25 protein-coding genes are annotated in these 26050 nt (G+C 63.8%); 15 read left to right on the top strand and 10 right to left on the bottom strand.

The window, feature by feature from the left end; all coding sequences use genetic code 11:
• The first annotated feature begins 235 nt into the window (after positions 1–235).
• Positions 236–2626 (top strand): HNH endonuclease signature motif containing protein, encoded by a 2391-nt coding sequence (locus RY1_RS07245; protein WP_139279750.1) that lies wholly within the window; start codon positions 236–238, stop codon positions 2624–2626.
• Positions 2627–2711: 85 nt separating this feature from the next.
• Here RY1_RS07245 and recR read toward each other — a convergent pair whose 3' ends face one another.
• From recR to RY1_RS07230, 3 genes are all read right to left on the bottom strand, one after another.
• The gene (gene recR / locus RY1_RS07240; protein ID WP_072802867.1) at positions 2712–3320 is read right to left on the bottom strand and encodes a recombination mediator RecR; all 609 of its coding nucleotides are present in this window, start codon (positions 3318–3320) and stop codon (positions 2712–2714) included.
• Between the two features lie 12 nt (positions 3321–3332).
• Positions 3333–3671 carry a YbaB/EbfC family nucleoid-associated protein gene (locus tag RY1_RS07235; protein WP_072802866.1) on the bottom strand — a complete coding sequence of 113 codons (339 nt, stop codon included), beginning with the start codon at positions 3669–3671 and terminating at the stop codon, positions 3333–3335.
• Positions 3672–3774: 103 nt separating this feature from the next.
• Positions 3775–4509 carry a siderophore-interacting protein gene (locus RY1_RS07230; RefSeq protein WP_072803060.1) on the bottom strand — a complete coding sequence of 245 codons (735 nt, stop codon included), beginning with the start codon at positions 4507–4509 and terminating at the stop codon, positions 3775–3777.
• A gap of 143 nt (positions 4510–4652) precedes the next feature.
• Between RY1_RS07230 and RY1_RS07225 the strand changes: the two genes are divergently transcribed.
• The gene (locus tag RY1_RS07225) at positions 4653–5255 is read left to right on the top strand and encodes a TetR/AcrR family transcriptional regulator (protein WP_072802865.1); all 603 of its coding nucleotides are present in this window, start codon (positions 4653–4655) and stop codon (positions 5253–5255) included.
• On the opposite strand, the gene RY1_RS07220 is transcribed toward RY1_RS07225, so the two are convergent.
• Complete coding sequence (locus RY1_RS07220; protein WP_072802864.1) at positions 5252–5686, bottom strand: SRPBCC family protein; 435 nt, start codon at positions 5684–5686, stop codon at positions 5252–5254. The genes RY1_RS07225 and RY1_RS07220 overlap by 4 nt on opposite strands.
• Before the next feature lie 295 nt (positions 5687–5981).
• Here RY1_RS07220 and RY1_RS07215 point away from each other — a divergent pair, with 295 nt between their 5' ends.
• Both RY1_RS07215 and RY1_RS07210 read left to right on the top strand, forming a co-directional pair.
• Positions 5982–7424, top strand: a complete 1443-nt coding sequence (locus tag RY1_RS07215) for an FAD-binding oxidoreductase (protein WP_072802863.1) — start codon at positions 5982–5984, stop codon at positions 7422–7424.
• The gene (locus RY1_RS07210) at positions 7421–8737 is read left to right on the top strand and encodes a class I SAM-dependent methyltransferase (protein ID WP_072802862.1); all 1317 of its coding nucleotides are present in this window, start codon (positions 7421–7423) and stop codon (positions 8735–8737) included. The genes RY1_RS07215 and RY1_RS07210 overlap by 4 nt, the downstream gene beginning before the upstream one ends.
• Before the next feature lie 64 nt (positions 8738–8801).
• Here the strand turns inward: RY1_RS07210 and RY1_RS07205 are convergent, their stop codons facing one another.
• Positions 8802–9587, bottom strand: coding sequence for an alpha/beta fold hydrolase (locus RY1_RS07205; RefSeq protein WP_072802861.1), 786 nt, complete (start codon positions 9585–9587; stop codon positions 8802–8804).
• A 46-nt stretch (positions 9588–9633) separates the two neighbouring features.
• Positions 9634–10563 carry an oxygenase MpaB family protein gene (locus tag RY1_RS07200; protein ID WP_072802860.1) on the bottom strand — a complete coding sequence of 310 codons (930 nt, stop codon included), beginning with the start codon at positions 10561–10563 and terminating at the stop codon, positions 9634–9636.
• Between the two features lie 65 nt (positions 10564–10628).
• Here RY1_RS07200 and RY1_RS07195 point away from each other — a divergent pair, with 65 nt between their 5' ends.
• The 3 genes from RY1_RS07195 to RY1_RS07185 are packed head-to-tail and all read left to right on the top strand — an operon-like array spanning position 10629 to position 13912.
• Complete coding sequence (locus tag RY1_RS07195) at positions 10629–11210, top strand: TetR/AcrR family transcriptional regulator (protein ID WP_072802859.1); 582 nt, start codon at positions 10629–10631, stop codon at positions 11208–11210.
• Positions 11211–11248: 38 nt separating this feature from the next.
• A complete protein-coding gene (locus RY1_RS07190) occupies positions 11249–11509 on the top strand; it encodes an acyl-CoA-binding protein (protein WP_072802858.1) in 261 nt (86 codons plus the stop codon).
• Between the two features lie 42 nt (positions 11510–11551).
• A complete protein-coding gene (locus tag RY1_RS07185) occupies positions 11552–13912 on the top strand; it encodes an FdhF/YdeP family oxidoreductase (protein WP_072803059.1) in 2361 nt (786 codons plus the stop codon).
• A gap of 24 nt (positions 13913–13936) precedes the next feature.
• Here RY1_RS07185 and RY1_RS07180 read toward each other — a convergent pair whose 3' ends face one another.
• Together RY1_RS07180 and RY1_RS07175 are read right to left on the bottom strand one after the other, a co-directional pair.
• Positions 13937–14605 carry a GntR family transcriptional regulator gene (locus RY1_RS07180; protein WP_072802857.1) on the bottom strand — a complete coding sequence of 223 codons (669 nt, stop codon included), beginning with the start codon at positions 14603–14605 and terminating at the stop codon, positions 13937–13939.
• Entirely contained in the window at positions 14605–15747 is a 1143-nt protein-coding gene (locus RY1_RS07175; protein ID WP_072802856.1) for an acyl-CoA dehydrogenase family protein, read from the bottom strand. Before RY1_RS07175 ends, RY1_RS07180 begins: the two co-directional genes overlap by 1 nt.
• 143 nt (positions 15748–15890) lie before the next feature.
• Here RY1_RS07175 and RY1_RS07170 point away from each other — a divergent pair, with 143 nt between their 5' ends.
• On the top strand, positions 15891–17387 hold the full coding sequence (locus tag RY1_RS07170; protein WP_072802855.1) for an aldehyde dehydrogenase family protein: 1497 nt from the start codon (positions 15891–15893) through the stop codon (positions 17385–17387).
• 4 nt (positions 17388–17391) lie between these two features.
• Complete coding sequence (locus RY1_RS07165; protein WP_072802854.1) at positions 17392–18333, top strand: oxygenase MpaB family protein; 942 nt, start codon at positions 17392–17394, stop codon at positions 18331–18333.
• Here RY1_RS07165 and RY1_RS07160 read toward each other — a convergent pair.
• Positions 18283–19326, bottom strand: coding sequence for an alpha/beta hydrolase (locus tag RY1_RS07160; RefSeq protein ID WP_084727233.1), 1044 nt, complete (start codon positions 19324–19326; stop codon positions 18283–18285). The genes RY1_RS07165 and RY1_RS07160 overlap by 51 nt on opposite strands.
• A gap of 111 nt (positions 19327–19437) precedes the next feature.
• Here RY1_RS07160 and RY1_RS07155 point away from each other — a divergent pair, with 111 nt between their 5' ends.
• On the top strand, positions 19438–20409 hold the full coding sequence (locus tag RY1_RS07155; protein ID WP_072802853.1) for a DUF808 domain-containing protein: 972 nt from the start codon (positions 19438–19440) through the stop codon (positions 20407–20409).
• Positions 20410–20585: 176 nt separating this feature from the next.
• Here the strand turns inward: RY1_RS07155 and RY1_RS07150 are convergent, their stop codons facing one another.
• On the bottom strand, positions 20586–21839 hold the full coding sequence (locus tag RY1_RS07150; protein WP_072802852.1) for a TetR/AcrR family transcriptional regulator: 1254 nt from the start codon (positions 21837–21839) through the stop codon (positions 20586–20588).
• Between the two features lie 174 nt (positions 21840–22013).
• Here RY1_RS07150 and RY1_RS07145 point away from each other — a divergent pair, with 174 nt between their 5' ends.
• The 5 genes from RY1_RS07145 to RY1_RS07130 all read left to right on the top strand — a co-directional run bounded on the left by RY1_RS07145 (position 22014) and on the right by RY1_RS07130 (position 26048).
• Positions 22014–22823 (top strand): enoyl-CoA hydratase, encoded by an 810-nt coding sequence (locus RY1_RS07145; RefSeq protein ID WP_072802851.1) that lies wholly within the window; start codon positions 22014–22016, stop codon positions 22821–22823.
• Between the two features lie 104 nt (positions 22824–22927).
• Positions 22928–24508: a fatty-acid--CoA ligase FadD5 gene (gene fadD5, locus RY1_RS07140; protein ID WP_072802850.1), complete on the top strand. Its 1581-nt coding sequence runs from the start codon at positions 22928–22930 to the stop codon at positions 24506–24508.
• A gap of 308 nt (positions 24509–24816) precedes the next feature.
• Positions 24817–24969 carry a hypothetical protein gene (locus RY1_RS29910; protein WP_156376380.1) on the top strand — a complete coding sequence of 51 codons (153 nt, stop codon included), beginning with the start codon at positions 24817–24819 and terminating at the stop codon, positions 24967–24969.
• A gap of 231 nt (positions 24970–25200) precedes the next feature.
• Positions 25201–25515, top strand: coding sequence for an integration host factor, actinobacterial type (mihF, locus tag RY1_RS07135; RefSeq protein ID WP_026347388.1), 315 nt, complete (start codon positions 25201–25203; stop codon positions 25513–25515).
• Positions 25516–25565: 50 nt separating this feature from the next.
• Positions 25566–26048, top strand: a complete 483-nt coding sequence (locus tag RY1_RS07130; RefSeq protein ID WP_072802849.1) for a cation:proton antiporter regulatory subunit — start codon at positions 25566–25568, stop codon at positions 26046–26048.
• The last annotated feature ends 2 nt before the right edge of the window (positions 26049–26050 follow it).

The following is a 26050-nucleotide window of genomic DNA, read 5'->3' as shown; positions in this document are numbered from 1 at the left end:
GCCGCCATGGCCATCTGCGGTATGCGGTAGCGCGCAGCACTTTTGGGGTTGTGTTCGAATATGTGTTCGAGTACAGTGGTGTGCATGGGGATGCCGGGGGGGCTTCGAAAAGATCAGACGCGATGCAGACTCTGCTGCATCCGAGTCTCTTGCGACCCTGGCGGACCGTAGGCGTCACGAGAACATCTCCGCCGCTGCCACCGTCCACCAGCTGAGCGATCTGGTGGATCTGCGCTTGTCCACCGAAGCAGAGATTTATCAGTACGGTCGGACGCACGGCAACTACGTAGGCAGAGACCAGCGCGGCGCCGCTGACCCTGACGTGTACAAGGCCCGTATCGGTGCCGAATGCGAAGCGGCGGTTGCACTCTCACTTTCACGAACCGTCACCCGTGACATGATCACCACAGGGGAACAACTCACGTCTCGGCTCCCCGCTGTCGATGCAGCCTTCACTGCAGGGGACTTGGACTACCCGCGTGCACGCACCATTGCGTTGACCATGGCGAAAGCCAGCGATACCACTGTCGCCGCTCTCGAAGCCGACATTCTGGCGGCATCGCTGCGATACGGCGTGAGGACTCTCGCCGACACCATCTGGAAGTACTGGACCGCCCACGACCCGGACGAGGCGTCTGCGGCCAGACGAAAGGCAGAGTCCGAGGAGCGCGGGGTGACCATCAGACGCGGCTGCGACGGCACCGCATCTCTGTTCGCCTCCATGACGGTCGTCGAAGCCGCCGAATTCGATGCCGTCCTGAACGAGCTCGTGTCCACGGTGTGCCCCAAAGACCCACGCACCAAGAAGCATCTCCGCGGTGATGCACTCATCGCCCTCGCCCACCACGAAGACATCATCGTGTGCCAATGCCGCACGGAGAATTGCCCAGTCTCGGGAGCGGCCGAACGGCGTGCACCGCGGCGGCCTGCTCTCATCAAGATTCTTGTCGATATCGACACGTTGCTCGGACTCTCCGATACTCCCGCAACGCTCCCCGACGGGACCGTTCTCGACGCCGAGACAGCGCGACTACTGGCCGAGAACGCACAGTGGCAAGGCTTCCTCACCGAGATGCGGGATGCAGCTCGTGCACACCTCTCGAACCTCGGCGCCGACGAGACCGCAAGTGGAACCGACGCGGATCCCGAGGATGAGTCGGGCGAAGACGCGTCAGGCCGAGATGAGTCTGGTCAGGACGAGTCCGGTCAGGACGAGTCCGGTCAGGACGAGTCCGGTCGAGACGAGTCCGGTCGAGACGAGTCCGGTCGAGATGAGTCCGGTCGAGAAGAGTCGGGCCCGTCTGCCGATGAGGGCGATGGCTCCGACCGAGATGACGACGACAGCTCTGACGGCGACAGCTCTGACGGCGAGCATTCTGCATACGACAGTTCTGACGACCAGGACTCTGCCGACGACAGTTCTGACGACGACAGTTCTGACGACAAGGCGTCCGGCGACGAGAGAACTGACGCTGCAGCTAGTGCTGCTGACAGTCCGGACGACCAGGAATCCGTCGACGACAGTTCTGGCAAGAGTTCTGCCGACGAGGACTCTCCTGGCGACAGTGCCGCCGACACCCGCGAGACCTCCGAGACTTCCAAGACCTCCGAGACCTCCGAGACCTCCGAGATTTGCAAGACTTCCGACACTCCGCGCAGCACAGGCCCACGGCAGCGCCCGCCGGGCCCGCGTACGCGAAAGCTTCTGATGCGGGGCCGGATTCGGAAGGGGGCTCCGCTGCCCGCACCGAACGAGGACACAGTGCGAGCGAAGGGCGCACGGTGCTCCAGCATCCTCGGGCAGGGCACAGCTCTGTCCGCAGCCATTGCGGAGTTTCTTGCGGCTGCTCAGGCCGATGTCAGTCTCGCACTGGGACAGTTTCCCGACGGGCACGGCGGGCTGGACTCCCCACCGCCGAGCGCGCTGGTCTACAGACCCTCCGCCGAACTCGTCGCACTCGTCCGCGCGACCTACACCACATGCACCTTCCCGCAGTGCAGCGTGCCCGCATCCCGGTGCGACATCGACCACATCGTTCCGTTCGACCACAACGATCCTCGCAGCGGTGGCTGGACTATCCTCTCGAACCTCCACCCACTGTGCCCTCACCACCATCGCGCCAAGACTCTCGAACTGTGGGCGTGCGCCAAACTCGCCGGCGACGCCATCTACTGGCGCTCCGCCTCTGGCTTGCACCGCATCACGCCGCCCACATTCGGGACAGTGTTGATCCCGGCGACCTTCACCCACAATCATCCACTTCGCCACCCCACAACGGTCTTCGGCGACGGCAGCGAAGAGTTTTGCGTCAGCTACGCTTCGGAGTCAACGGACGGCTCGGAGTCAGCGGCCGAGGCTGCGGATCCACCCGCAGGCGCCCTGCTACGTGAAGCACCCGACGAGTTGTACGAGCCGACCTGGTGGGAGATACATATCTCCGATACCGACACGCACTGGGAGCACCTGTTCAACACGGACCTGAGGACAGTCGTGCCCTCGCTCGGCGACATCGCTCTCCTGACCGATCCCCAAGCCCGAGAAGACGCAACTTATCTCCGTGCCAGGTTCCTCGAACATCGGGCGATCGTCACCGAGCGCGACAAACGACGACCACCGCCGTTCTGACAGCGCCGTTCAGACACAGCTGCTGCAACACAGCCGCTACAACGCAGCTGCGCTTTACAGCAGCCGGTACAAACACAGCCGCGCGTTACAGCAGCCGCCTGCCGGTCAGTGCACGGCCGAGGGTGAGCTCGTCGGCGAACTCGAGGTCTCCGCCCATCGGCAGTCCCGACGCGAGCCTGGTGATGGACAGGCCGGGGAAGTCTCGCATCATGCGGACGAGGTAGGTGGCGGTGGCTTCACCCTCGGTGTTGGGGTCGGTCGCGATGATCACCTCGGAGACGTCGACACCGTCCTCCTGATTTCCTACGCGCACCAGTAACTCTCGGATGCGGAGCTGGTCGGGCCCGACACCGTTCAACGGGTCGAGCGCACCACCGAGAACGTGGTATCGCCCCTTGAACTCGCGCGTGCGTTCCACTGCCTGAACATCTTTGGGTTCCTCGACGACGCAGATGATGCTGCGATCACGACGTGGATCTGCACAGATCCGGCACAGTTCCTTGTCCGACACCGTGCCACACATGGTGCAGAACTGGACACCGTCCCTGACCCGCTGCAGTGCCTTGATCAGCCTTTCGACCTCTGGGGGTTCCACACCCAGGAGGTGAAAAGCTATGCGCTGCGCACTTTTGGGGCCGACACCCGGCATCTTGCCGAGCTCGTCGATCAGATCCTGAACAGGACCTTCGTACACGTCTTCCCGTCCTCAGAAGCCGGGAAGGCCGAGCGAACCGCCACCGAGCCCACCCGCGAGCGGACCGAGCTTCTCTGCGGCGACGGACTGAGCTGCCTTCGACGCGTCAGCGATAGCACCGATGATCAGATCCTGGAGAGTGTCGACATCCTCCGGATCGACGACCTTGGGGTCGATAGACAGCCCGACCACCTCGCCGGTTCCCTTCACCGTCGCAGTCACCAAACCCCCGCCTGCCTGCCCGGTCACCTCGGTCTCGGCGATCTGTGCTTGCGCAGCCATCAATTGCTGCTGCATCTGCTGCGCCTGCTGCATGATCGACGCAATATCTGGCTGCTCACCGGGTTGCACAGTGGTGTCCTCTCGGTTCGGGTACCCCGCCAGCGTAACCGTTCCCTACACACGTCCCGACCAGCAGCACGGCCCGACCAGCAGCACGTCCCGACCAGCAGCACTAGCTCCGTCGGCGGGACCGATCGTTCGACCAGTACCCGAACACCCTGGCGTCGTCGTCCGACAGACCTGCCGCGTCGCAGGCTGCGCGAATGGCGTCCATTCGCCGACGTTCGCCTGCTGCCCACACGGTCGTCCTGGAACTGAGATCGCATCGACGCGCCGCTGTCACCAGAGGGTCGAATCCCATCCCGATGTGAAAACTGACGATGGAGACCTCATCGATCACGGGCAGGTCGGCGACATCGGCGGGATTCGGCGTGTCGATCCAGACCGTACCGCTGATCGTTGCGCCGTCCACCGACGTCGGCCACTGCTGGAGGATGGAACGCACCGCAGGGAGCGACACCTCGTCGGCGAACAGCATTGTGCGACAACCACTCCGAAAATTCGGAAGATGATTTCCCGGTTTGGAGATCCGGTGCCTGGAGCCCACCTTCACGGATTCGAGCCAACGCTGCATGATCGTGTTCTGCGGACCCGGCCTGAAATCGATGTCGACGATGCCCCTGCCTGAATCGAACCGGCGAACGGTGTAGTCGTCCGGAGACACCCCCGGGAATCTGAGCCACGTCGAGATCGTCTGCTCGTCCCAGTTCGACCCGTTCCAGTCACCTTCGCGCGGGTCGCGAGCGAGCACGGACGTCATGCTGAACACACCGGGCCTCGGCCGACTGATGGCAAGCGTGCGCATCGTGGCGTCGGAGGACTGAGGGTCCAGTTCCGGTACCGTCATGCCGCCTCCTCGTGCCCATGCAGACATTACTTGAGTAAGGCTAAACTTTACCGACGTTTTGCGAGGGCCCGGGTAGAGAACTCGGCACACGCGTCTGCACCAGCGCTCTCGGCATTCCCGGTTTCCCCTCGTATGCTCCGTGGATGCACGACGCGAATCGAGCCCTGCCGGGGCGTCCGCGCAGAGTTACATCGACGAACCTGACCGAGGCCGGTATCGAGCTCACTCTGCCCAAGGTGACGGTCAAGTCGGTTGCGGACAAGCTGGGCGTGAGCATCGTGGCCGTCTACAACAACATCGAGAACGTAGAGGCACTGCGAGTTCTGGTCGCCGAGGAGATCCTGGCGCGATGGACAGTACCGACGCCACGCGACGGAGATCCCATCGATCGATCTCTGGCCATCCTCGCCGACGCGCTGAAGGATCTCGTGCATCGGAACCCCGGAATCGCCGGCTACCTGGCAAACAAGACGTCGCTTCCGGGCTTCGAATCGGCCGCACTCACCGCGTCGAAAGTCGTCAAGACGCAGTATGCACAGCTCTACGGGCTCGCCCCCGTTCAGACCGAGTGGGTCGTCGAAACAGTAGCGGAGCATGCAGTCGCACTGGCCGAGCTGGCGCACGTGACAGAAAATTGGGGCCCGGCCGATCGCTGGGCCTTGTCGATGCGGGCCGTGATCGTGGGCGCATTGGCCCTCGTCACAAGCTCACAGTTCACGAGCAGCCAGCCACGAGCCTCCGACTAGCGGACTTCTCGTTCCAGGTTGGCGAGCGTCTGCGCCTGAATCTTCTTCAAGCCGAGCGGCGCGAACGTCTTCTCGAAGAAGCCGCCGATGCCGCCTGCGCCTTTCCATTCGGTCGTCGTCGTGACCTCACTGCCCGAGCCGGACGGCGCGACCGTCCACGTGGTGACGAGCGAGGAATTCGCATCTCGCTCGACGATGGTCGATCCCTCGACGCTCACCGTGGCTTCGACGTTCCGCGACCTCTTCGAAGTGGCCTGCAACGTCCAGCGAGCGACGGTTCCGTCTCCCTGTCCGCCCTGAACGACGGTGTAGTCGAGATACTGCTCCGGCAGGATCCGCGGCCGTACGGTCTCGTAGTCGGTGAGCGCTGCCAACACCTGATCCGGCGCCTGGGCGATGGTGATGGAACTGCTGGCGCTTACCTGTGCCACTGGTGACTCCTTCGTTCGCTGTCGATTTCACTGTCGATGTCGATGTCCGAATCCATCCTGCCTCTATCGGCGTCCGATCGGCCAAGAACGAATGGCGTGATGTGAGATGGTTCACCCCGCAATTTCTTTAGCAGCGCAAAAAAGATGTATAACGCAACCATTTGTCTTGTTTGTCCTGTTATTCACCGCAGATCGAGCAACATTTGCGTGAAGTTTCCCCGCGGGTGCGACATTCTCGGTGGCTCTCGACGACAGGTGGAGATAGCGTCTTCCTGTGGCTTCATCGGGAGGGTTCATGAGACGTGGGTTCACGAGACGAAAGCCCGAACCACGGGAGACCGGATTCGCGGCACATCGTGCGGGGGTCGAGCAGCTACTCGGCAGCTACCGCGCGATCCCGACGGATGCGACGGTCCGGCTGGCGAAGAAGACGTCGAACCTGTTCCGGGCCCGCGCGAAGTCGACGGCCCCCGGTCTCGACGTTTCAGGGCTCACAAAGGTCATCTCGGTCAACCCCCAGGACCGGACCGCAGACGTCGCGGGCATGTGTACGTACGAGGACCTGGTGGACGCCACACTCCCCTACGGACTCGTCCCCCTCGTCGTCCCGCAGCTGAAGACGATCACGCTCGGTGGCGCCGTCACCGGGCTCGGCATCGAGAGCACCTCGTTCCGGAGCGGACTCCCCCACGAATCGGTTCTCGAGATCGACGTACTGACCGGAAACGGCGAGATCGTCACAGCGACACCCGACGGCGCAGACTCCGAACTGTTCTGGGGATTCCCCAACTCCTACGGCACTCTCGGGTACTCCACTCGCCTGAAGATCGCCCTCGAACCGGTACTTCCCTTCGTCGCCCTCCGGCACCTGCGGTTCGACGACCTCGACTCGATGCAGGCCGCGATGGACCGGATCGCGTCGGACCATTCCTACGACGGCATCGCCGTGCAGTATCTCGACGGCGTCGTGTTCTCGGAGAACGAGAGCTACCTGACACTCGGTGTCCAGACGGCCGAAGCAGGTCCCGTCAGCAACTACCACTCCGGGTCCGACATCTACTACCGGTCCATCCAACACACCGGATCGACCCCCAAAGCCGATCGCCTGACCATCCACGACTACCTGTGGCGCTGGGACACCGACTGGTTCTGGTGCTCACGTGCATTCGGCACCCAGAACCCGAAGATTCGACGATTCTGGCCGACGGCATACCGACGCTCCAGCTTCTACTGGAAGCTCATCGGGCTGGATCAGAAGTACGACATCGCCGATCGGCTCGAGGCCCGTAAGGGCAATCCACCCCGCGAACGCGTAGTCCAGGACGTCGAAGTGCCCATCGAGAACACCGCGTCCTTCCTGCGGTGGTTCCTCGACGAAATACCGATCGAACCACTGTGGTTGTGCCCGTTGCGGCTTCGTGAGCCCGCCCTCCCCGGCGCCGACGCAGCCCGTCCGTGGCCGCTGTACCCACTCGAACCGAAGCGGACGTACGTCAACATCGGTTTCTGGTCCTCGGTTCCCATCACCGCAGGCGCGCCCGACGGTGCCGCCAACCGCGCGATCGAGAACAAGGTCAGCGATTTCGACGGTCACAAATCTCTCTACTCGGACGCGTATTACACCGAGGAAGAGTTTGCCGCGCTCTACGGCGGCGCAAAGTTCAAAGAACTGAAGAAAAGGTACGACCCCAATTCACGTCTGTTGGACATGTATTCGAAGGCGGTGCAAAGAAAATGACGACATTCAAGGAGCCCGGGTCGCGTGAAGCCACCCGAGCACACAAGCTCACCATCTCCGAGATCCTCGAGCTGCTCTCCGACGGGAACATCCCGCTTCGATTCACCGCATACGACGGCAGCTCCGCCGGCCCGGTGGACGCGGCGCTCGGACTCGAGCTCAAGAGCCCACGGGGAACGACGTATCTCGCCACGGCGCCCGGCGATCTCGGTATGGCACGCGCCTACATCTCGGGCGACCTCGAAGCCGTCGGCGTCCATCCAGGCGACCCGTACGACATTCTCCGGGTCATGGGCGACGAACTGCACTTTCGGCGACCCAACGCCCTGACGCTGGCCTCCATCACACGCTCGCTCGGCTGGGACCTGTTGCGTCCCATCGCACCTCCCCCGCAGGAGGTGGTACCGCGGTGGCGTCGTATCGCAGAGGGCCTGCGGCACTCGAAGACACGCGACGCCGACTCGATCTCGCACCACTACGACGTCTCGAACACGTTCTACGAGTACGTTCTCGGACCCTCGATGACGTACACGTGCGCCGCGTACACCTCCGAGGACGACAGTCTCGAAGCCGCGCAGGAGAACAAGTATCGCCTCGTCTTCGAGAAGCTGGGACTCAAAGAGGGTGACCGTCTCCTCGACATCGGTTGCGGCTGGGGCGGAATGGTGCGATACGCCGCCCGCCGCGGCGTCAAGACGATCGGCGCGACGCTCTCCAAGGAGCAAGCAGCCTGGGCGCAGAAGGCGATCGCCGAGGAAGGATTGGCCGACCTCGCCGAGGTCCGCTTCTCCGACTACCGCGACATCGTCGAAACCGATTTCGACGCCGTGTCGTCGATCGGCCTCACCGAGCACATCGGTGTGCACAACTACCCGTCGTACTTCGAATCGATCAAGTCCAAGCTTCGCGTCGGTGGCCGAGTCCTCAACCACTCCATCACCCGGCCGGACAACCGAAGTCACGCGCGCGCAGGTGCATTCATCGATCGCTACGTCTTTCCCGACGGCGAACTGACCGGCTCCGGTCGCATCATCACCGAGATGCAGGACGCGGGCCTCGAAGTCCGGCACGAGGAGAACCTCCGCGAGCACTACGCGCTGACGCTGAAGGCCTGGTGCAAGAATCTCGTCGACAACTGGGACGCCTGCGTAGCCGAAGCCGGAATCGGAACGGCCCGTGTATGGGGCCTGTACATGGCAGGCTCACGCCTCGGCTTCGAACGTAACGTCGTTCAGCTGCACCAGGTTCTGGGCGTCAAGCCCGACCCCAAGGGCGACGCTCACGTCCCACTACGCCCCTGGTGGAACGGATAGCGGACCTACCACTACCCGCACGCGGCCACGCACACTCGATGAGTGCGTGGCCGTGCTCGTTCGGCTAGCCGGTGGCCTCGAGGATGACGTCGACAGTCTGCTCGGGCTGATCCCAGTGCGGGAAGTGCCCACACTTGTCGAACCACCGGAGTTCGGCGCCCGGGAATTTCGCCATCGCGACCTTCGCCTCGCTCGGCAGCGTCACCTTGTCCTGCCGACCCCAGCCTATGACCACCTTGCTCGTCGACGAGCTCCCTTCCTGACGCGGACCATGAATGAGCGCTTTCAGCGCATCCGACAGGGACGGCGACGCGTCGTGGTCGAACCCTCGAAGCTCTGTCAGCACGAGTTCCTGCGGCAGCTTCCACGGCGCCGCCGAGAACTGAGCCAGCGCAAGCGTTCTCGTCACCGGGTTGCCCGTGACGAAGGGCAGCAGGGGTTGAATCCTGCTGACCAGCGCCACCGACGCCGTGATCGACGCCCCGAACACCTTGGCTTGGACATCGTTCCAGAATCCGCCAGGATCCAGAGAAACCACAGTCCCGCGGTGACCGCGTCGAGCAAGCTCGAGAACCATGCGCGCACCCATCGAACTTCCGACGACATCGGCGTCGGACAGACCCTCCGCGTCGAGAAACTCGCGGAGAGAATCGGTGAGCGTTGCGATCGTGACGTTCGCACGCGGTGGCGTTCGACCGAACCCGGGCAGGTCGACGGCGATGACCTCCCGCTCCGCGCTCAACGCTGGCACGATCGGATCCCAGTTGCGGTAACTGGACCCGAGCCCGTGGACGAGGACCAGCGGCTTGCCCGAGCCTGTTCTGACGTTGTGCAGGAGAGAGTTGCTCATGCCTCGACAAGTACCCGTTGAACCCTGAACTACACCCGACGCCGAACTACACGTGCGGGCTGTAGTGCTTGGGATCGTTCCGTTCGCTCACGGGCGGCAGATTTCGAGCAGGCGTCTGGGGCAGCGGCGCATCGGACGAACTGCGCCCCAGTGCTCGATCCCACCCTGCCCTCCCGCGGGGATGCATCCGATATCGCCGCGGAACCAGCGTGAACGCCGCTTTCACCGCCTTGCCTGCCAGCCTGTGCAGACGCGCGTCTCGCGCAGTCCACGTGTAGCCCAACAGATCTCGCACCGGCTGGTCGTACATCCCGACCGTGAGCCAGACGAATCCGCGAGCGATCGGAATCCGCAGCACCGACCACAGGGCGTCGGGAATCCACGACGCATACGGCGGCGGGCCGAGCCGCGACAGATCGAGCACCTCGCGGGTCGCCTTGTTGTCCTCGAGAACCTCGCAGCACATGCGCTTCCAGTAGAGCTGGAAGTCCTCCCAGGTCTCCGGCACCGGCTGCATACTCATGCCGTACAGCCGATACCACTGGATGTGCTCGAGAAACAGCTGCCGTTTCTGGGCCTCGGTGACACCGCCCATGAAGTGATCCGCCGTCAGTATCGTGCCCATGAAGAACGTGGCGTGCGCCCAGTAGAACGTGTCGGGGTCCAGCGCGTGATACCGACGGCCACGGGCGTCGACACCCTTGATTCCCTCGTGATAGCCGCGTACCTGCAGCGCCGTCTCCTCGGCCCGATCGCCGTCGAACACCACACCACCGATGGGATAGAGCGACCGATACAGACGCTGCCACCGCTCGTCGAAGAACGTCGAGTGCTGCTCGACGCCTGCGCCGAGGCCGGGATGCATGTTCTGCATCGAACCGGCCCAGACGCCCTGCAGCATGCCCCGCCAGTCCCCGAAGTACTTCCAGGTGAGCGAATCGGGGCCCAGCGGAACGGGCTTGGGCTGACTACGCATGTTGTCAGACTAGAATTTGACAACATGCGTAGTCAACCTTTTTCCGACACGGAATCCGGAGCGCGGTGACCATCGAGGAACGGCGAGCCCACCGTCGCGACACCCTTCTCGCCGTGGGGATCGACATGCTCGGCGCTCCCGACGGTCCCGACGCCAGCGTTCGTGGGGCCTGCCGAGCCGCCGGTCTCACCGAGCGGTACTTCTACGAGAGCTTCACCGACCGCGACGACTACGTCCGCACCGTGTACGCACACGTCGGCGACATGGCCCGCGCAGTCATCGCCGAAGCAGTCAGTGATACCAGCCCGGTCGAGAGGGCCGAGGCGCCGGTTCGCGCGTTCGTCGAACTGGTCCTCGACAATCCGGCCGTCGGGCGCGTGCTGTTGCTAGCGCCGCTGTCGGAGCCTGCGATCCGAGGACGAGGCGCCGCTCTCGTGCCCACCTTCGTCGAACTGGTGCACGCTCAGCTGACCGGACTCGATTCCGAGGAGCGACAGCTGGTCGCCATCGGAGTCGTCGGTGCATTGACGTCGTTGTTCGCGGGATTCCTCGACGGAACCATCACCATCACGCGCGAAAGATTTCTGGCCCATTGCATTCGGTTGGTCTCCCAGGCCGGTATACGTGTCATGATCGTGCAGAAGTAGCACTCAGGTCCCGAACACCGACTGCGGAGGTATCACACATGTCAGATCTCGATCAGTCGTTCCAGCAAGCCCAGGTCGACGTCAAGACCCTCACATCGAAGCCGAGCAACGACGACCTGCTGAGCCTCTACTCGTTGTTCAAACAGGGTTCGAAAGGCGACGCCGAGGGTAAGCGGCCTGGAAGACTGGACATGGTGAACCGCGCCAAATACGACGCATGGGCAAAGCTCGAAGGCACGACCCAGGATTCGGCGAAACAGTCGTACATCGACCTCGTGACTCGCCTCCTGGGGCAGTAGTTTACGAAAGGGACCGCGTTGCACGACCACAGCACATCAGAACTGCAGGATTCAGAACTGCAGGAGCCCGATCTGCGCGTCGAGAAGCCCAAGACTCACGCGGCCGGACCCGTCGCAGTCGCGGTTTCGATGAAGCGAGCCCTCGGCCACATGGGACCGGTTCGGACTGCCAGGACGCTCCTCGAACTCAATCAGGCCGAGGGCTTCGACTGCATGAGCTGCGCCTGGCCCGACCCTGATCCCGGCCACCGACACGTCGCCGAATTCTGCGAGAACGGCGCCAAGGCCGTCGCCGAGGAAGCAACGACCGCCAGAGCCACCCCCGAGTTCTTCGCGAAGCATTCCATCGCCGACCTGGACTCCCGTAGCGAACACTGGCTCGGCCAGCAGGGGCGCATCACCCACCCCATGGTCAAGCTCCCCGGTGGCCGGTACTACGAACCGATCGAGTGGGACGACGCCTTCCGCCTCATCGGCGAGCAGCTACGATCTCTCGCCGATCCGAACGAAGCAATCTTCTATACCTCCGGGCGGGCGTCGAACGAATCCGCATTCGTCTACCAGCTTTTCGCGCGCGCATTCGGGACCAACAACCTTCCCGACTGCTCCAACATGTGCCACGAGTCGACGTCCATCGCGTTGCAGGAGACCATCGGGATCGGCAAAGCAAGCGTCACCCTCGACGATGTGTACGACGCAGAACTGATCATCCTCGCAGGCCAGAATCCTGGGACCAATCATCCCAGGATGCTGTCCGCACTGGAGACAGCGAAGCAGAACGGCGCCAAGATCCTCGCGATCAACCCGTTGCGGGAAGCCGGGCTCGTCAACTTCAAGAACCCACAGACCCCGCGCGGCATGGTCGGTCCTGGCACCGATCTGTCGGATCTGCATCTGCCCGTCAAGGTGAACGGCGACCTCGCCCTGTTCCAGGCCATCGGCTCGCTCCTCGTCGAATGGGACTGCATCGACCATGAATTCGTCGACGCCTACACCACGGGATTCGACAGTTGGAAGGCCCATGTCGCAGCCGTCGATTGGAACGTCGTCACGTCGGCGACCGGTCTGACCCGCGCACAGATCACCGACGCCGCGAAGATGCTGCGCGATTCGAAAGCCACCGTCTTCTGCTGGGCGATGGGCCTGACGCAGCATCGCAACGCCGTCGCCACCATCAAGGAAGTCACCAACCTCGCTCTCGCACAAGGAAACATCGGCAAGCGAGGCGCAGGCCTTCTGCCGGTGCGCGGGCACTCCAACGTCCAGGGCGATCGGACCATGGGAATCTGGGAGCGCGTCCCCGACCACTTCCTCGACTCGATACAGCGCGAGTTCGGCTTCGACCCACCGCGCGAACACGGCCACGACACCGTGGATTCGATCCGAGCGATGCGCGACGGCAACGCACACTTCTTCCTCGGCCTCGGTGGCAACTTCGCTCAGGCGACGCCGGACACCGGAGTGACGTTCGAGGCGTTACGCGGAATGCGAACGACGGTCCAGATCTCCACCAAGATCAACAGGTCCCACCTGGTCTGCGGAGAAACGGCGCTGATCCTGCCTACCCTCGGCCGAACCGAGAAGGACGTTCAATCGTCTGGACCACAGTGGATCTCGGTCGAGGACTCGACCTGCTCGGTGCACTCCTCGCGTGGCCCGTTGACACCGGCAAGCGAACACCTTCGCTCGGAGGTCGCCATCCTCACCGGTATCGCCGAGGCGACCCTGGGTGCCCGGCACGGGATCGACTGGAAGGACATGCGCGAGGACTACCGCAACATCAGAACCCACATCGCACGCGTCGTGCCCGGATGCGGCGGCTACGAGGTCAACGTGCGCAGACCGGGCGGGTTCGTGCTGCCGCACCCACCCCGTGACTCCAGAACCTTCGAAACCGATTCGAAGAGAGGCGTCTTCACGACGTCGCCGATCGAGGTACTGCACGTACCCGACGGCCACGTACTCCTGCAGACGCTCCGAAGCCACGATCAGTTCAACACGACGATCTACGGTCTCAGCGATCGTTACCGCGGCATCGAAGGCGGCAGGCGTGTGGTGTTCGTGCACCGCGACGACATCGCGGCACTCGGCTATCGAAACGGCGAATTCGTCGATCTCGTGACCCGATGGGAAGACGACGACATCGACCGATGCGCACCGAATTTCAGAATAGTCGAGTACGACACCCCTCGCGGATGCGTCGCAGCGTACTACCCGGAGACCAATCCGCTGGTACCGCTGGATTCCACCGCCACCGAGAGCAATTGCCCGACGTCGAAATCAGTTGTGATCACGATGGTCCCGGCCGGTACCGCCTGCACGCCGGACGGGCACGGCCACCAGGACGAGGTCGGTTCGGACTGGTCGCACAAGACGCACCCGCAGCCGCATCATCTGAGCTAGCGCGGCGTTCTCGGACAGGCGCCTCTAGGACCACAGTCCCACTCGTTCGAGGTGGGCGATCAATCGCTCTGCGCCGTCGACGAATTGGCGACGCATCTGCTCGCCGACCGCATCTAGGTCTCGTCGCCCGAACGCCGCGATGAGGACGTCGTGACTGCGCACCGATTCCTCTCCCCACGTCGGATCCGACGCGTACAACCGGGCGGGCGTGTACCGGATGGCACCGAAGAGGAACCACGCCAGCTTCGTCCCGCCTGCGATCTTGTTGATGAACCGGTGGAATTCGAACTCACAGGACTCGATCGCCTCGGGATCGGCTCGTACGACAGCGTCGCGTAGGCAGGAGTTCAAACCCGCGAGATGCTCGATCTGCGTCGACGTGATGATCCTGGCGGCCCGACGCGCGAGTTTGCTCGCGATCGTGCCCTGCAGCCAGAAGATGTCATCGATGTCACCGCGGTCCAGCTCTCCGACCCGGTACCCACGATGGGGAACCTGCTCGACGAGCCCTTCCCCGCGCAACGAGACCAACGCTTCGCGCACGGGCGTTGCGCTGACGCCCAATTCGGCGGCCGTCTCGTCCATGCGGACGAACGAGCCCGGCCGTAGCGCTCCCGACATGATCTGACGTCTGATGTGGCCGGCGACTTCCTCGGACAGTTGCGGCCGTCGTCGCAGAAGAGGTGTTGCCATCAGAGCCCGTACGTCTTACCGATGATGTCACGTTGAATCTCGTTGGTACCACCGTAGATAGACGACACCAGGGTCGTCCGCACGTGCTTCTCCATGTCGAACTCGGTGGCGTACCCGTAACCACCCATCATCTGCATTCCCTCGAGCGCAACCTTCTTGGCCGTCTCGGTCAGCTTGAGTTTTGCCATGGACGCCTCGCGCGGGAACAGCGTGGTCGGGTTCTCGTCGACCAGACGTGCGACGTGGTAGACCAACAGGCGTCCGCACTCGATCTCGGTCGCCAGATCCGCGATCCGGTGCCGCAACGCCTGGAACGTACCCACCGGCCGACCGAACTGCTTTCGCTGCGTGATGAATTCGAGGGTGTCGTCGAACGCCCGCTGCGCAGTGCCGAGCATCATGGCGGCCAGGATCAGCCGTTCGATGTTGAGGCCCGTCATCAACTGCGACCACCCCTGCCCTTCCACCCCGATGACGGAATCCTCGGGGAGGACACAATCGGTGAAGTAGAGATCGTTGACCTCCTTGCCACCCATCGTGCCGATGCCGACGATGGAGAGCCCGTCGACGTCGGCGGGGACGTCGAACATCGTCAGACCTTCGTGTTTGCCTCCGCCGCGGCCCGTCCGTGCGACCAGCAGAATGCGATCCGCGAAATGGGCATTGGAACACCACGTCTTCTGACCGTTGATCACCCACCCGCCGTCGGTCTTCTCGGCGCGGCAACTGAGATTTCCGACGTCGGAGCCGGCCTCGGGTTCCGACATCGAGATCGAATAGCTCCTACCTGCGACGATGCCGCCCAGCACCGATTCCTTCTGTGCCGGACTACCGAACTTCGAGTAGGCGGCTCCGGTGATGAGTGTGGGGCCGATGCCTCCGATCGGCGCCATCGCCTTGGCCGACTGCTCGAGCAGGATGCACATGTCGACGGTGCTGCCGTCGGCGCCGCCGAACTCCTCGGGAACGGTGACTCCGAGCCAGCCGAGCGCGGCCATCTTCTCGTAGAGGGCCTGGTTGTGGGTGTGCGTCCCGTTCTCGGTGAGCGCGTCCCGTTGCTCGCGGGTGCCGGCCTCCTTGCTGCCGAAAGCGGCCACTGCCTGGGCGAACGCCAGCTGTTCCTGGGTGAAATCCGTGCTCATGAAGTACTCCAAGGGTTCGGAGGGATCCGGACGGCGGGGTTGTCTTCGGTCGGATCCGACGCATAGTGTGAGCTGCACAACAGTAAATCACATCAAATATATGTGATGTGATCATTGCAGCACAGCATCGGAGGGGACTGCCCATGACGGACCAGGCCGTAGAGAAGAAAACCGACACGTTCGACAGCCTCGATCCCAGGACGGGCACCATCCTCGCCACCTACCCGATCGCAGGGAAGACCGAGGTCGAGGCAGCCGTCGCACGTGCCAGGTCCGCCGCGCGGTGGTGGGACATACAGGGCTTCACCGGCCGCGCACGCTGGCTGCTCGAGTTCAAGACGGCCATCGCCAAGGATGCACGGAGCCTCGCCGACGTCATCGCCGCCGAGACCGGCAAACCCGACGAGGACTCGCTGCTCGAGGTCATGATGGGCGTCGAACACATCGACTGGGCCGCCCGCAACGCACAGAAGGTGCTGAAGCAGCGCAAGGTCTCCTCGGGGCTGATCAGCGCGAACCAGCAGGCCTACGTCGGGTACCGCCCGTTCGGAGTCGTCGGCGTCATCGGACCCTGGAACTACCCGCTGTACACGCCGATGGGGTCGATCGCGTACTCGCTCGCGGCGGGAAACGCGGTCGTGTTCAAGCCGAGCGAACTCACCCCTGGCGTCGGAAAATGGTTGGCCGACAAGTGGGAATCGCTCGCGCCCGCACATCCGGTGTTCCAGACGATCACCGGCGACGGAAGCACCGGAACGGCGCTCTGCACCTCGAACGTCGACAAGATCGCGTTCACCGGTTCGACCGCGACCGCCAAGAAGGTCATGGCGACGTGCGCGCAATCTCTCACCCCGCTCGTCGCCGAATGCGGCGGCAAGGACGCGATGCTCGTCGACGCCGACGCGAATCTCGATGCCGCAGTGGAGTTCGCAACGTTCGGTGCGATGGGCAACGCAGGTCAGACGTGCGCAGGCGTCGAACGGATCTACGTCGCGGCACCGGCGTACGAAGCGTTCGTCGACAAACTCGCAGCGTCGGTGACAGCATTGAAACCGGGAGGCGCTGCGACGTCGTCGTACGGTCCGATGACGCTGGGCAAGCAGAGCGACATCGTCCGATCACAGATCGAGGACGCCCTCGCCAAGGGTGCTCGCGCAGTGGTCGGCGGTCTCGAAACGCTCCACGGCCCGTACATCGACCCCGTCGTCCTCACCGACGTACCCGAGAACTCCACTGCGATAACGGAAGAGACGTTCGGGCCGACAGTCGTCGTCAACAAGGTACGTGACCTCGACGAGGGCATCGAGCGGGCGAACGCGTCGTCGTACGGTCTGGGTGCCTCGGTGTTCACCAAGGACACCGCTGCGGGTAGGCGGGCCGCCGAGAAGCTCGATTGTGGTGTCGTGACGGTGAACTCGGTCCTGGGCTTCGCCGGAATACCGGCACTACCGTTCGGCGGCACCGGCGACTCGGGCTTCGGTCGCATCCACGGCGCCGACGGGCTTCGTGAGTTCAGCACGGTCAAATCCCTTGCCGTGCAGAGATTCGCAGCACCTCTCAATCTTCTGACCATGCAGCGAAAAGCACGCGACCTCAAGATTTCGGCACTGATGTTGAAACTGCGGCACGGACGGGGATGAGAACATGGAGATCACGCCGAAGCGGGGTCGCTACGGCTGGGTTCGTCGCATCGAGGAGATGGACCCGGTAGCCGACTGCCACGCCATCCACCGGATCACCGCAGGATACGAGTTTCCGTGGGACTACCAGCGGGCACTCGAATTCGCCCTGTTCCGAACCTATTGCGTCCCGAGCATCTCGGAGCTGCTCGAGAAGACGGGTGAATTCGCGAACCGGCCTCAGAAACGGTACGACGACACCTCGCTGCTCATGGCCGAGATGCTCGAGCACGGTTACGATTCCGAACGCGGCCGGGAGTCGCTCCGCCAGGTCAATCGGATGCACGGCCAGTACGCGATCTCCGGCGATGACATGCTCTACGTCCTGAGCACCTTCGTCTACGAGCCGATCGAATGGATCGACACGTACGGATGGCGCAGGCTGCACCCGAAGGAACGTCTCGCGACATTCCATTTCTACCGGCAGGTCGGAATTCGAATGGGAATCAAGAACATTCCCGAGTCGTACACCGAGTTCGCGGAGTTCAAACTCGACTACGAGGAAGACAAGTTCCGCTACACCGACGACAATCACAAGGTCGGGACGTACACGCTCGATCTGTTCTGCTCGTGGTTCCCGGCACCACTGCATCCCGCCGTCCGGCAGGGTGTCTACGCCCTGATGGACGACCGGATGGCACACGCGTTCGGTTTCCCGGCCGGCTCACCGGCGCTACGACGCGTCGCCGTCGCGAGCCTGCGGGCCAAGGCGCGAGCCGAGCGATTCATGCCCAAGCGCACGCAGTCTCGGACCACCGACGACGCACGGAACAAGACGTACCCGGGGTACCCGGGCAACGTCCGACCCAAGGATCTCGGCGCGATCAACTGCCCCTACTCACCCGAGGACACGGTCTCACCCGAAGACACGGTCCGTCCACGCGTCGAGCGCCCCGCGGAACTCTGACGAGAGCGGCAGCGGCACGTAGATGTCGAGGCCGGTTGCGGGCAGAGGTCCGAGCTCACCGAGGGTGTGCGACGCGTTGGCCAACCGCACGTAGTCGACGTCGGCCCCGTCCAGAGTCTCGAACAGGCCGTCGGTCTGCGCGCAGGAGATGTTGAGGTCCTTCGCGGAGCACGTCAGCAGGACGTCGGACCGGACAGCCGAGGCGACAGGGTTCACGGCGTCCGCCTCGGCGAGGAACTTCGCGTTGACGGCGGAGAGTCCGATCGACGTCAACACGGGGTCTTCCGGGTACGGCAGCGCCTGGCCACCACGAAGCGCCGCAACGGTCTCGCTCAGCCGGGCCCGGTTGCCGTCGGCCTCCTCGGCGGTGAGCTGACCGGACTCGATTCCGCGATCGAAACTGGCATTCACTTGCGCTGACAGCAAGTCGAGGTAACGGATGGCCGGGGGTTCGAGCAGGCCGACGGGTCCGGTACTCGCACCCCGTTCGATCAGCGACATTGTCGTCAACGCGCCTTCGCTGTGGCCGAGAACCGCCGGGCCGTCGATGCCGGTGCGCTCCTGCAGCACAGTCAGGGCCGCCTCGGCCGCGTCGACCTGATCCACGAACCCCGGTAGATCTGCGGGATCGAATCCGCCAAGACCGGTGCGTCCGCTGCCCGTCTTGTCGAAGCGGAGCGTCGCGATCCCTGTGTCGGCAAGGGCGTCGGCGATGTACGCGAGGGTGTTGGGTGTGATCCCGCCCGCCTGGTTACCGTTTCGGTCCGTCGGTCCACTGCCCGGCAGCAGCAGTGCAGCGCCGCGTGTGGCGCCGATCGGGCTGCGGAAGCTTCCGTAGAAGGTGGTGCCGCCGGATTCGAACTGGACCTCGGTGTCCTGACGATCGTCCGGAGACCACGGAACGTTGATCGGCGCGGCGTTCGCCGAAGCGCCACCGACGAGCACCAGCACTGCTGCGGACATTCCAGCCAGAACGCGTCGGGTCTGCATCATGTGAGGCATGGTAACAATCTCTGTTGACCAAGGCTTTACCTGCGCAAGCGGTATCGTTCGATTCGACAGCGCACCGAAAATTGGCGCACCGAAAAATTCAGGAGGCCAGTGATGGCGGGTGGACTCGTTGCCCTGCTCGACGATGTTGCCGCTCTCGCACGTCTGGCCGCGGCATCGCTCGACGACGTCGGTGCAGCCACAGGCAAGGCGACAGCGAAGGCGGCGGGCGTCGTCATCGACGACGCGGCCGTGACACCTCAGTACGTTCGCGGCCTCGCCGCCGAGCGCGAGTTGCCGATCATCAAACGCATCGCCATCGGATCGCTGCGCAACAAGCTGCTGATCATTCTTCCGATCGCACTTCTGCTCAGTCAGTTCCTGCCGTGGTTGCTGACGCCGATCCTGATGCTCGGCGGTTGTTACCTCGCATACGAAGCGGTGCACAAGATCTGGGGTGCGCTCTTCGGACACGGCGCCCACCACGACGAGGCTGCAGACGAACCCAAGGACGAGGACAGCGTCGTATCCGGTGCCGTGCGTACCGACCTCATCCTCTCCGCCGAGATCATGGTCATCGCACTGGACACCATCGCCTCGGAAGGCTTCTGGAGCAGGCTGATCATCCTTGCCGTCGTCGCGGTGGTCATCACCGTCGTCGTCTACGGCGTCGTCGGACTGATCGTCAAGATGGACGACATCGGCTTGAAGCTCGCCGAGAACTCGACGGGCTTCGTCGAGAAGTTCGGCCGGGCGCTCGTCAACGCCATGCCCAAGGTCATGTCGGTCCTGGGCGTCGTCGGAACTGCCGCCATGCTCTGGGTCGGCGGACACATCCTGCTCGTCGGTATCGACGAACTCGGCTTCCATCCGCTGTACGAGCTCGTCCACCACGGCAAGGACGCCGTCCACGACATCGCCGGAATCGGACCCGTGCTCGCGTGGATCGTCAACACACTCGCCTCAGCGGTACTCGGCCTGATCGTCGGCCTCGTCATCGTCGCCGCGCAGCTCGGGATCTCGAAGGTCCTCGCCTCCCGCCGGCACGCCCCCGACGCCCCTCATGCCCCCTCCGACCCCAAGTAGCCACAGCCACCCCCACCCGCAACCCCAGCCCCCACACCCGCAACCCACACAAACGCACATGCATTTGCGGACCACCACGCCCGCAACCCCAGCCCCCACACAAACGCACACGCATTTGCGGACCACCACGCCCGCAACCCCAGCCCCCACACAAACGCACACGCATTTGCGGAGTATTACGGGCGCAACCCAGCCTCGTCGCTCCCGAGCATGACCGCCGTCATGGATTGCTGCACGCGTGCGGTGGCCGCACTCGATCGGTCGAAATGCACCGAGCGCCCGACATCGAACACCAGGCCCAGCGCCGCATGGACGAGAAATCGCGACGTGACGACGCCGAGGCCGGGGCGGGCATCGCGGAGCACCTGGGCCCACTCGTCGATGTTGCGACGCTGCACGTTTCGCAGGTTCGTCCGTTGGTCGGCGGGGAGGTTGCCGAGTTCGGCGAAGTAGACGGCCACGAGTTCACCGTGCTCGAACGTCAGTTCCGTGTACAACCGGGCGAGCATGTGCACCGTCTCCACCGACGATCGCGACTGTTCCATCGCTTCGGCGAGGGTCGAGGTCAACCGTTCGTTGGCACGGTGGAACGCGGCGGCGAGTAGTTCGGCCTTACTCGGAAAGTGCCGGTACACACTCGACGCGGTGATGCCTGCCGCCGCCCCGATGTCCTCGATGGAGACGTCGTGATATCCGTGCCGGTAGAACAGCAGAATCGATTGGCGCAGAAGCACTTCGCGGGTGGACAACATTGCCTCTGCCGCCGCAGCGCGGTGCACCGGACCTACCTCGGCCGACGGATCCACCCGCAGAACCGACCATGCTCCGTTCAGCATCAGCTCCTCGATCTGCTTGGACGACAACGCAGATCGGTGCGAAGTAATACTCGCGACCACGCTGATCGCCGCGGTGGCGAGTAGCGCGGCATCCGCAGACGACAGTTCCGGGCGCAGTTCCTGCAGAGGAGTCCTGACGCGGGCATGCAGCTGGTTCATCGAATCGCGCAGCGCGGCCCTGTCGTCACCGACCAGATAGCGACCCTCCCATCGGTACAGCCCACCGGTCCGTCGGTTGTCGATGGTCGTGCGAATGACCGCTCGGATCACTGCATCGAGCCTGGCCTCGGGCTCTCCCGCGTTCTCTTCGGTGACGATGGCACTCGAATCCGTCGCAGCCAGCAGCAGATCCGCCAGCCTCGAGACGGTGTGAACGAACAACGCGTACTTCGTCGGGAAATGCCGATACAGCGCAGGCCCGGAAATCCCGACGGTCGACGCGATGTCATCGATCCCGACGGGGTGATAGCCGCGGTCACTGAACGCCTCCGCTGCCGCCGTCAGGATCTGCGCCTTCCGGTTTCTCGGGCGTCGACGCCGCGCGGTGGTGTCCGCGTCTGCCGCGCCGTCAGCGGTCGTGCCTGTGTCAACCATTGCCTGTGTAAACCATTGCCTGTCCTCGTACCGTGAGCCCAACGACCGAAGGACCGAGCCCCATGATAGCCGCTTCTCGAACTACGACCCACACTATGCCGATATGGATCCACCCTTGACAGCCATTGGATTTGAAGAGTTAAGTTAGCGGCAATTCGCAGAACAGGAGATCGTATGACAACCGGTCTGCACTCGGAGATCGCGGCAGGGATCCTGACGCTGCGTATCGACCGCACCGAACGGATGAACGCCCTCGACAGCCGCACCGCCACCGAACTGATCGACGCACTCACGACGGCGGGGGACGATCCTGCCGTGCGTGTCGTGATCCTCACCGGCACCGGACGTGCGTTCAGCGCCGGCGCCGATATTGCCGACATGGCTGCAGCGCAACCGAATTCGCCGGACGAACTCAGGGAGGGCGCCGAGCAGACGATGCGTGTCGCCGCCGAATTGGTGCGATCCGTGTTCGAGGTACCGGTTCCGGTGATCGCGCAGGTCAACGGCATTGCCGCGGGAATCGGCGTGTCGATCGCCCTGGCCGCCGATCTCGTCTACGCCGCCGAGGACGCATCGTTCCTGCTCGCGTTCACCTCCGTCGGACTCATGCCCGACGGCGGCAGCAGCCTGCTGGTTCCCGCCGCGATCGGACGCGCCAGGGCCAATGAGATGACGTTGCTCGCTCAACCCATGAGCGCGGCCGATGCCGCGGCTTCGGGGTTGATCACTGCCTGCCTTCCGTCGAGTGAACTGGACGCGCACGTCGCCGCAGTCGCCCGTCGACTGTGCCGAGGACCGCGGCGAGCGCTCGAACTGTCCAAACGCGCCGTGACGGCGTCGACCCTCGCGCTTCTCGACGACGCGCTGCAGCGGGAGACCGAGGGACAGATCGAGCTGCTGACGTCGCCCGACTTCACGGAGGGAATCGAGGCGATGCTGCAGCACCGTCGACCACGGTTCTCGAGCGAATCTTCACAAACTTAGAGGCGCGATGACGTGCGCAGATGCATCTAAATTTGCGAGACATGACGACGCCGCGAACTGTAAGCTGCATCACATTCCGCACCGCCTTAGAGGAGGACACGACCATGGCCGCTCACACCGACGAACCCCAGCTCGACAAACGTCAGCTCGAAGAACCCCGGCGATCGACGCGCAACAATTGGAACAACCAGGTGCGACGCCACGCCCTCATGCAGCCCGACGCGGTTGCATTGCGCTTCCACGGCCGATCGATCTCCTGGAGCGAACTGTCCGACCGCGTCGACCGGTTCGCGGCAGTACTGAGCCGACGCGGCATCGGCTACGGCGACCGTGTGCTGATCCTGATGCTCAACCGGCCCGAATATCTGGAAGCGGTGTTGGCCGTCAATGCTCTCGGCGCACTTGCCGTTCCCGTGAACTTCCGGATGACACCGCCCGAGGTGGCCTTCCTCGCGCAGAACAGCGGTTCGACCGTGCTCGTCACCGACGACGCACTTGCCCCTCTCGCACAAGCGGTTGCTGCACAAGTGGATTCGTTGGGCGAGATCATCACGGTCGGCGACTCGTACGAGCAGCTACTTGCCGACGCCACTGTTGCCGAACCCGTGGACATCCCCGACGACGCGCCTGCACTCGTCATGTACACCTCAGGAACGACGGGCCGCCCCAAGGGCGCGGTTCTGACCCACGCCAACATGCAGGCACAGGCGCTCACGTGTATCCGCGCTCTGCAGATGCACGGTGTCGACGAGGTCGGCTTCTGTGCGTCGCCCATGTTCCACATCGCTGCGCTCGGCAGCCTGGCTCCCAGCCTGCAGCTCGGCATTCCGACCGTCATCTACCCGGTCGGTGCTTTCGATCCTGCCGCGCTGCTCGACGTCCTCTCCGAGGAGGGCGTGACCACGCTGTTTCTCGTTCCGGTGCAGTGGCAGGCGATGTGCGCCGAGCAGTCCCGAGCTCCGAGAAAGCTGAACCTGCGCGTCATCTCGTGGGGCGCGGCACCCGCGTCGGACACGATCTTGAAAGCCATGGCCGCGACGTTTCCCGACGCCCTCAACGTGGCGGTGTTCGGCCAGACCGAGATGTCGCCCATCACATGCGTTCTCGACGGTGAGGATGCACTGCGCAAGCTGGGGTCGGTCGGACGCGTCATCCCGACCATCTCCGCGCGCGTCGTCGACGACGAGATGAACGACGTCCCCCGGGGCGAGATCGGCGAAATCGTCTACCGCGGACCGAGTCTGATGCAGGGATACTGGCAGAACCCGGACGCCACTGCCGACGCGTTCCACGGCGGATGGTTTCATTCCGGCGATCTCGTACGGCAGGACGACGAGGGTTTCGTGTTCGTCGTCGACCGCAAGAAGGACATGATCATCTCCGGCGGTGAGAACATCTACTGCGCCGAGGTCGAGAACGTGCTGTACTCGCACCCTCGAATTCTCGAGGCCGCCGTCATCGGGCGGGCCGACGACAAGTGGGGCGAAGTGCCCGTCGCCATCGTTGCCTTGAACGATTCCTCCGCCGATCTGACTCTCGACGAACTCCTCGTGTGGCTCGGCGACCATCTCGCCCGCTTCAAACACCCGAAGGAGCTGGTCGTCGTCGACGCACTCCCCCGCAACGCCAGCGGTAAGGTCGTCAAAGTTGCTCTGCGCAAGTCTTATTCACCGACTCATGCGTAGCCGGTGAGGCCCTGACCTGGCACTTCGCGACACACGAGGCCCAGTTCGCCGAGTTCCCCCTCATGTTGCAGAACATCGGCAACACGATCGGCGCGCCCGTATCCGCCTGAACGTCTCCACCGACCTCGCGAAGGCCGACGCCCAGCAGGCCGAGTTCGACAGGGTGCTGGACGCCGCTCAGACCATCGAACTCGTGGTCCGACAACGCGATCACATCGCATCCCTGATCGACAGCACATCCTCGCTCGCGTGCAGGACGGCGTCGACGAGCTCACCCACGTCGTGAACGCGGTGCAGGGATTCAACGATTGGACACTGGTTCCGCCGTCGTCGCAGTGTTTCTCGATCAGGAGGTCCGCAGCCTCACCGTGCCCGACGGCCGCACCGATTCGTCACCGATGATGGTCGGTCTCACCCGCCTGGACGACCGATGGCTGCTGGCGTCGGCAGAGCCGCGGTGACGCTCCCGTCCGAGCCCGGCTGCATCATCGCAGGCCCGTCGAACTCGCCGAACTGCTGGTCGGGGCACACCCCGAATCGATAAGCACGTAGCCTGACTGGGAAGGTACGGTGGCTCCAGGCGAATGACACGCGTGTCGTTCGGGAAGATTGTCGGAGCCACCAGGCACGATGCAAGAGGGTCCCGACCATGTCAACGAGCGACGGGTCACCACTATCGAGGAGATAAGGCCATGGCTTTACCAGTATTGACTCCGGAACAGCGCACCGCGGCGTTGGCCAAGGCGGCCGAGGCACGTACCGCCCGGTCCAAGCTGCTGGCCGCCGTCAAGTCCGGCGAGCTCAGCGTTGCTGACGTTCTCGCAAAGGCCGAGAACGACGAAATCGTGAAGAAGACCAAGGTGTCCGCCCTGATCAAGGCACTCCCGGGTGTCGGCTCGGTGCGCGCCGCTCAGCTGCTCGAGCAGCTGTCCATCGCAGACACCCGCCGCATCGGCGGCCTCGGCGCCAACCAGCGTGAAGCACTGCTGGCTGCCGTCGCATCCTGATCGACTCCTCCAGCGATACAGGTCACACTCGGCGGGGTTAGCATTTTCCCATGAACGTCGAAGTGACCCTGCTGCCCGGGATCGGGGTGCGTAAAGATTTCGCCCTCGCATCCGGACGCCGCATCGGAGTCATCACCCGTAAGGACGGCGCGAACGAGCTGATCGTCTCGCGCAAAGACGACCCCGACGCAACACAGGCGTCCATCACGCTGAGCAATGAGGAAGCGGCGGCGCTGGGCAATTTGCTCGGCACCCCGCAACTCATTGCTCAGCTCGGGGAAGATCATCGCGATCTCCCCGGAATCAACACTCGCCAGCTCCCGATCAGGGAACACTCGCGATTCGACGGCCGAACGCTCGGCGACACCACGATGCGCACCAAGACCGGCGTGTCCATCGTCGCAGTCATGCGAGCGGGCCAAGTGCAGCCGTCGCCCACTCCGGACTTCACTCTCACCTCCGGCGACCTTCTCGTCGCCGTGGGGACAGCAGACGGACTCGACGCTGCGAGCAAACTGCTCGGTAACAGCTAGCG

Source organism: Rhodococcus yunnanensis NBRC 103083 (assembly GCF_001895005.1).
GTDB lineage: Bacteria > Actinomycetota > Actinomycetes > Mycobacteriales > Mycobacteriaceae > Rhodococcoides > Rhodococcoides yunnanense.
Note: the sequence above shows the minus strand (reverse complement) of the source record. Positions and strands in the feature narration are given on the sequence as shown.

Excerpts from the sequence above, each read along its gene's own strand:
- RY1_RS07230 (WP_072803060.1), bottom strand. The coding sequence starts at position 4,509 with ATGACGGTACCGGAACTGGACCCTCAGTCCTCCGACGCCACGATGCGC.
- RY1_RS07225 (WP_072802865.1), top strand. The coding sequence starts at position 4,653 with ATGCACGACGCGAATCGAGCCCTGCCGGGGCGTCCGCGCAGAGTTACA.
- RY1_RS07215 (WP_072802863.1), top strand. The coding sequence starts at position 5,982 with ATGAGACGTGGGTTCACGAGACGAAAGCCCGAACCACGGGAGACCGGA.
- RY1_RS07210 (WP_072802862.1), top strand. The coding sequence starts at position 7,421 with ATGACGACATTCAAGGAGCCCGGGTCGCGTGAAGCCACCCGAGCACAC.
- RY1_RS07205 (WP_072802861.1), bottom strand. The coding sequence starts at position 9,587 with ATGAGCAACTCTCTCCTGCACAACGTCAGAACAGGCTCGGGCAAGCCG.
- RY1_RS07200 (WP_072802860.1), bottom strand. The coding sequence starts at position 10,563 with ATGCGTAGTCAGCCCAAGCCCGTTCCGCTGGGCCCCGATTCGCTCACC.
- RY1_RS07190 (WP_072802858.1), top strand. The coding sequence starts at position 11,249 with ATGTCAGATCTCGATCAGTCGTTCCAGCAAGCCCAGGTCGACGTCAAG.
- RY1_RS07180 (WP_072802857.1), bottom strand. The coding sequence starts at position 14,605 with ATGGCAACACCTCTTCTGCGACGACGGCCGCAACTGTCCGAGGAAGTC.
- RY1_RS07175 (WP_072802856.1), bottom strand. The coding sequence starts at position 15,747 with ATGAGCACGGATTTCACCCAGGAACAGCTGGCGTTCGCCCAGGCAGTG.
- RY1_RS07170 (WP_072802855.1), top strand. The coding sequence starts at position 15,891 with ATGACGGACCAGGCCGTAGAGAAGAAAACCGACACGTTCGACAGCCTC.
- RY1_RS07165 (WP_072802854.1), top strand. The coding sequence starts at position 17,392 with ATGGAGATCACGCCGAAGCGGGGTCGCTACGGCTGGGTTCGTCGCATC.
- RY1_RS07160 (WP_084727233.1), bottom strand. The coding sequence starts at position 19,326 with ATGATGCAGACCCGACGCGTTCTGGCTGGAATGTCCGCAGCAGTGCTG.
- RY1_RS07155 (WP_072802853.1), top strand. The coding sequence starts at position 19,438 with ATGGCGGGTGGACTCGTTGCCCTGCTCGACGATGTTGCCGCTCTCGCA.
- RY1_RS07150 (WP_072802852.1), bottom strand. The coding sequence starts at position 21,839 with ATGGTTGACACAGGCACGACCGCTGACGGCGCGGCAGACGCGGACACC.
- RY1_RS07145 (WP_072802851.1), top strand. The coding sequence starts at position 22,014 with ATGACAACCGGTCTGCACTCGGAGATCGCGGCAGGGATCCTGACGCTG.
- fadD5 (WP_072802850.1), top strand. The coding sequence starts at position 22,928 with ATGGCCGCTCACACCGACGAACCCCAGCTCGACAAACGTCAGCTCGAA.
- mihF (WP_026347388.1), top strand. The coding sequence starts at position 25,201 with ATGGCTTTACCAGTATTGACTCCGGAACAGCGCACCGCGGCGTTGGCC.
- RY1_RS07130 (WP_072802849.1), top strand. The coding sequence starts at position 25,566 with ATGAACGTCGAAGTGACCCTGCTGCCCGGGATCGGGGTGCGTAAAGAT.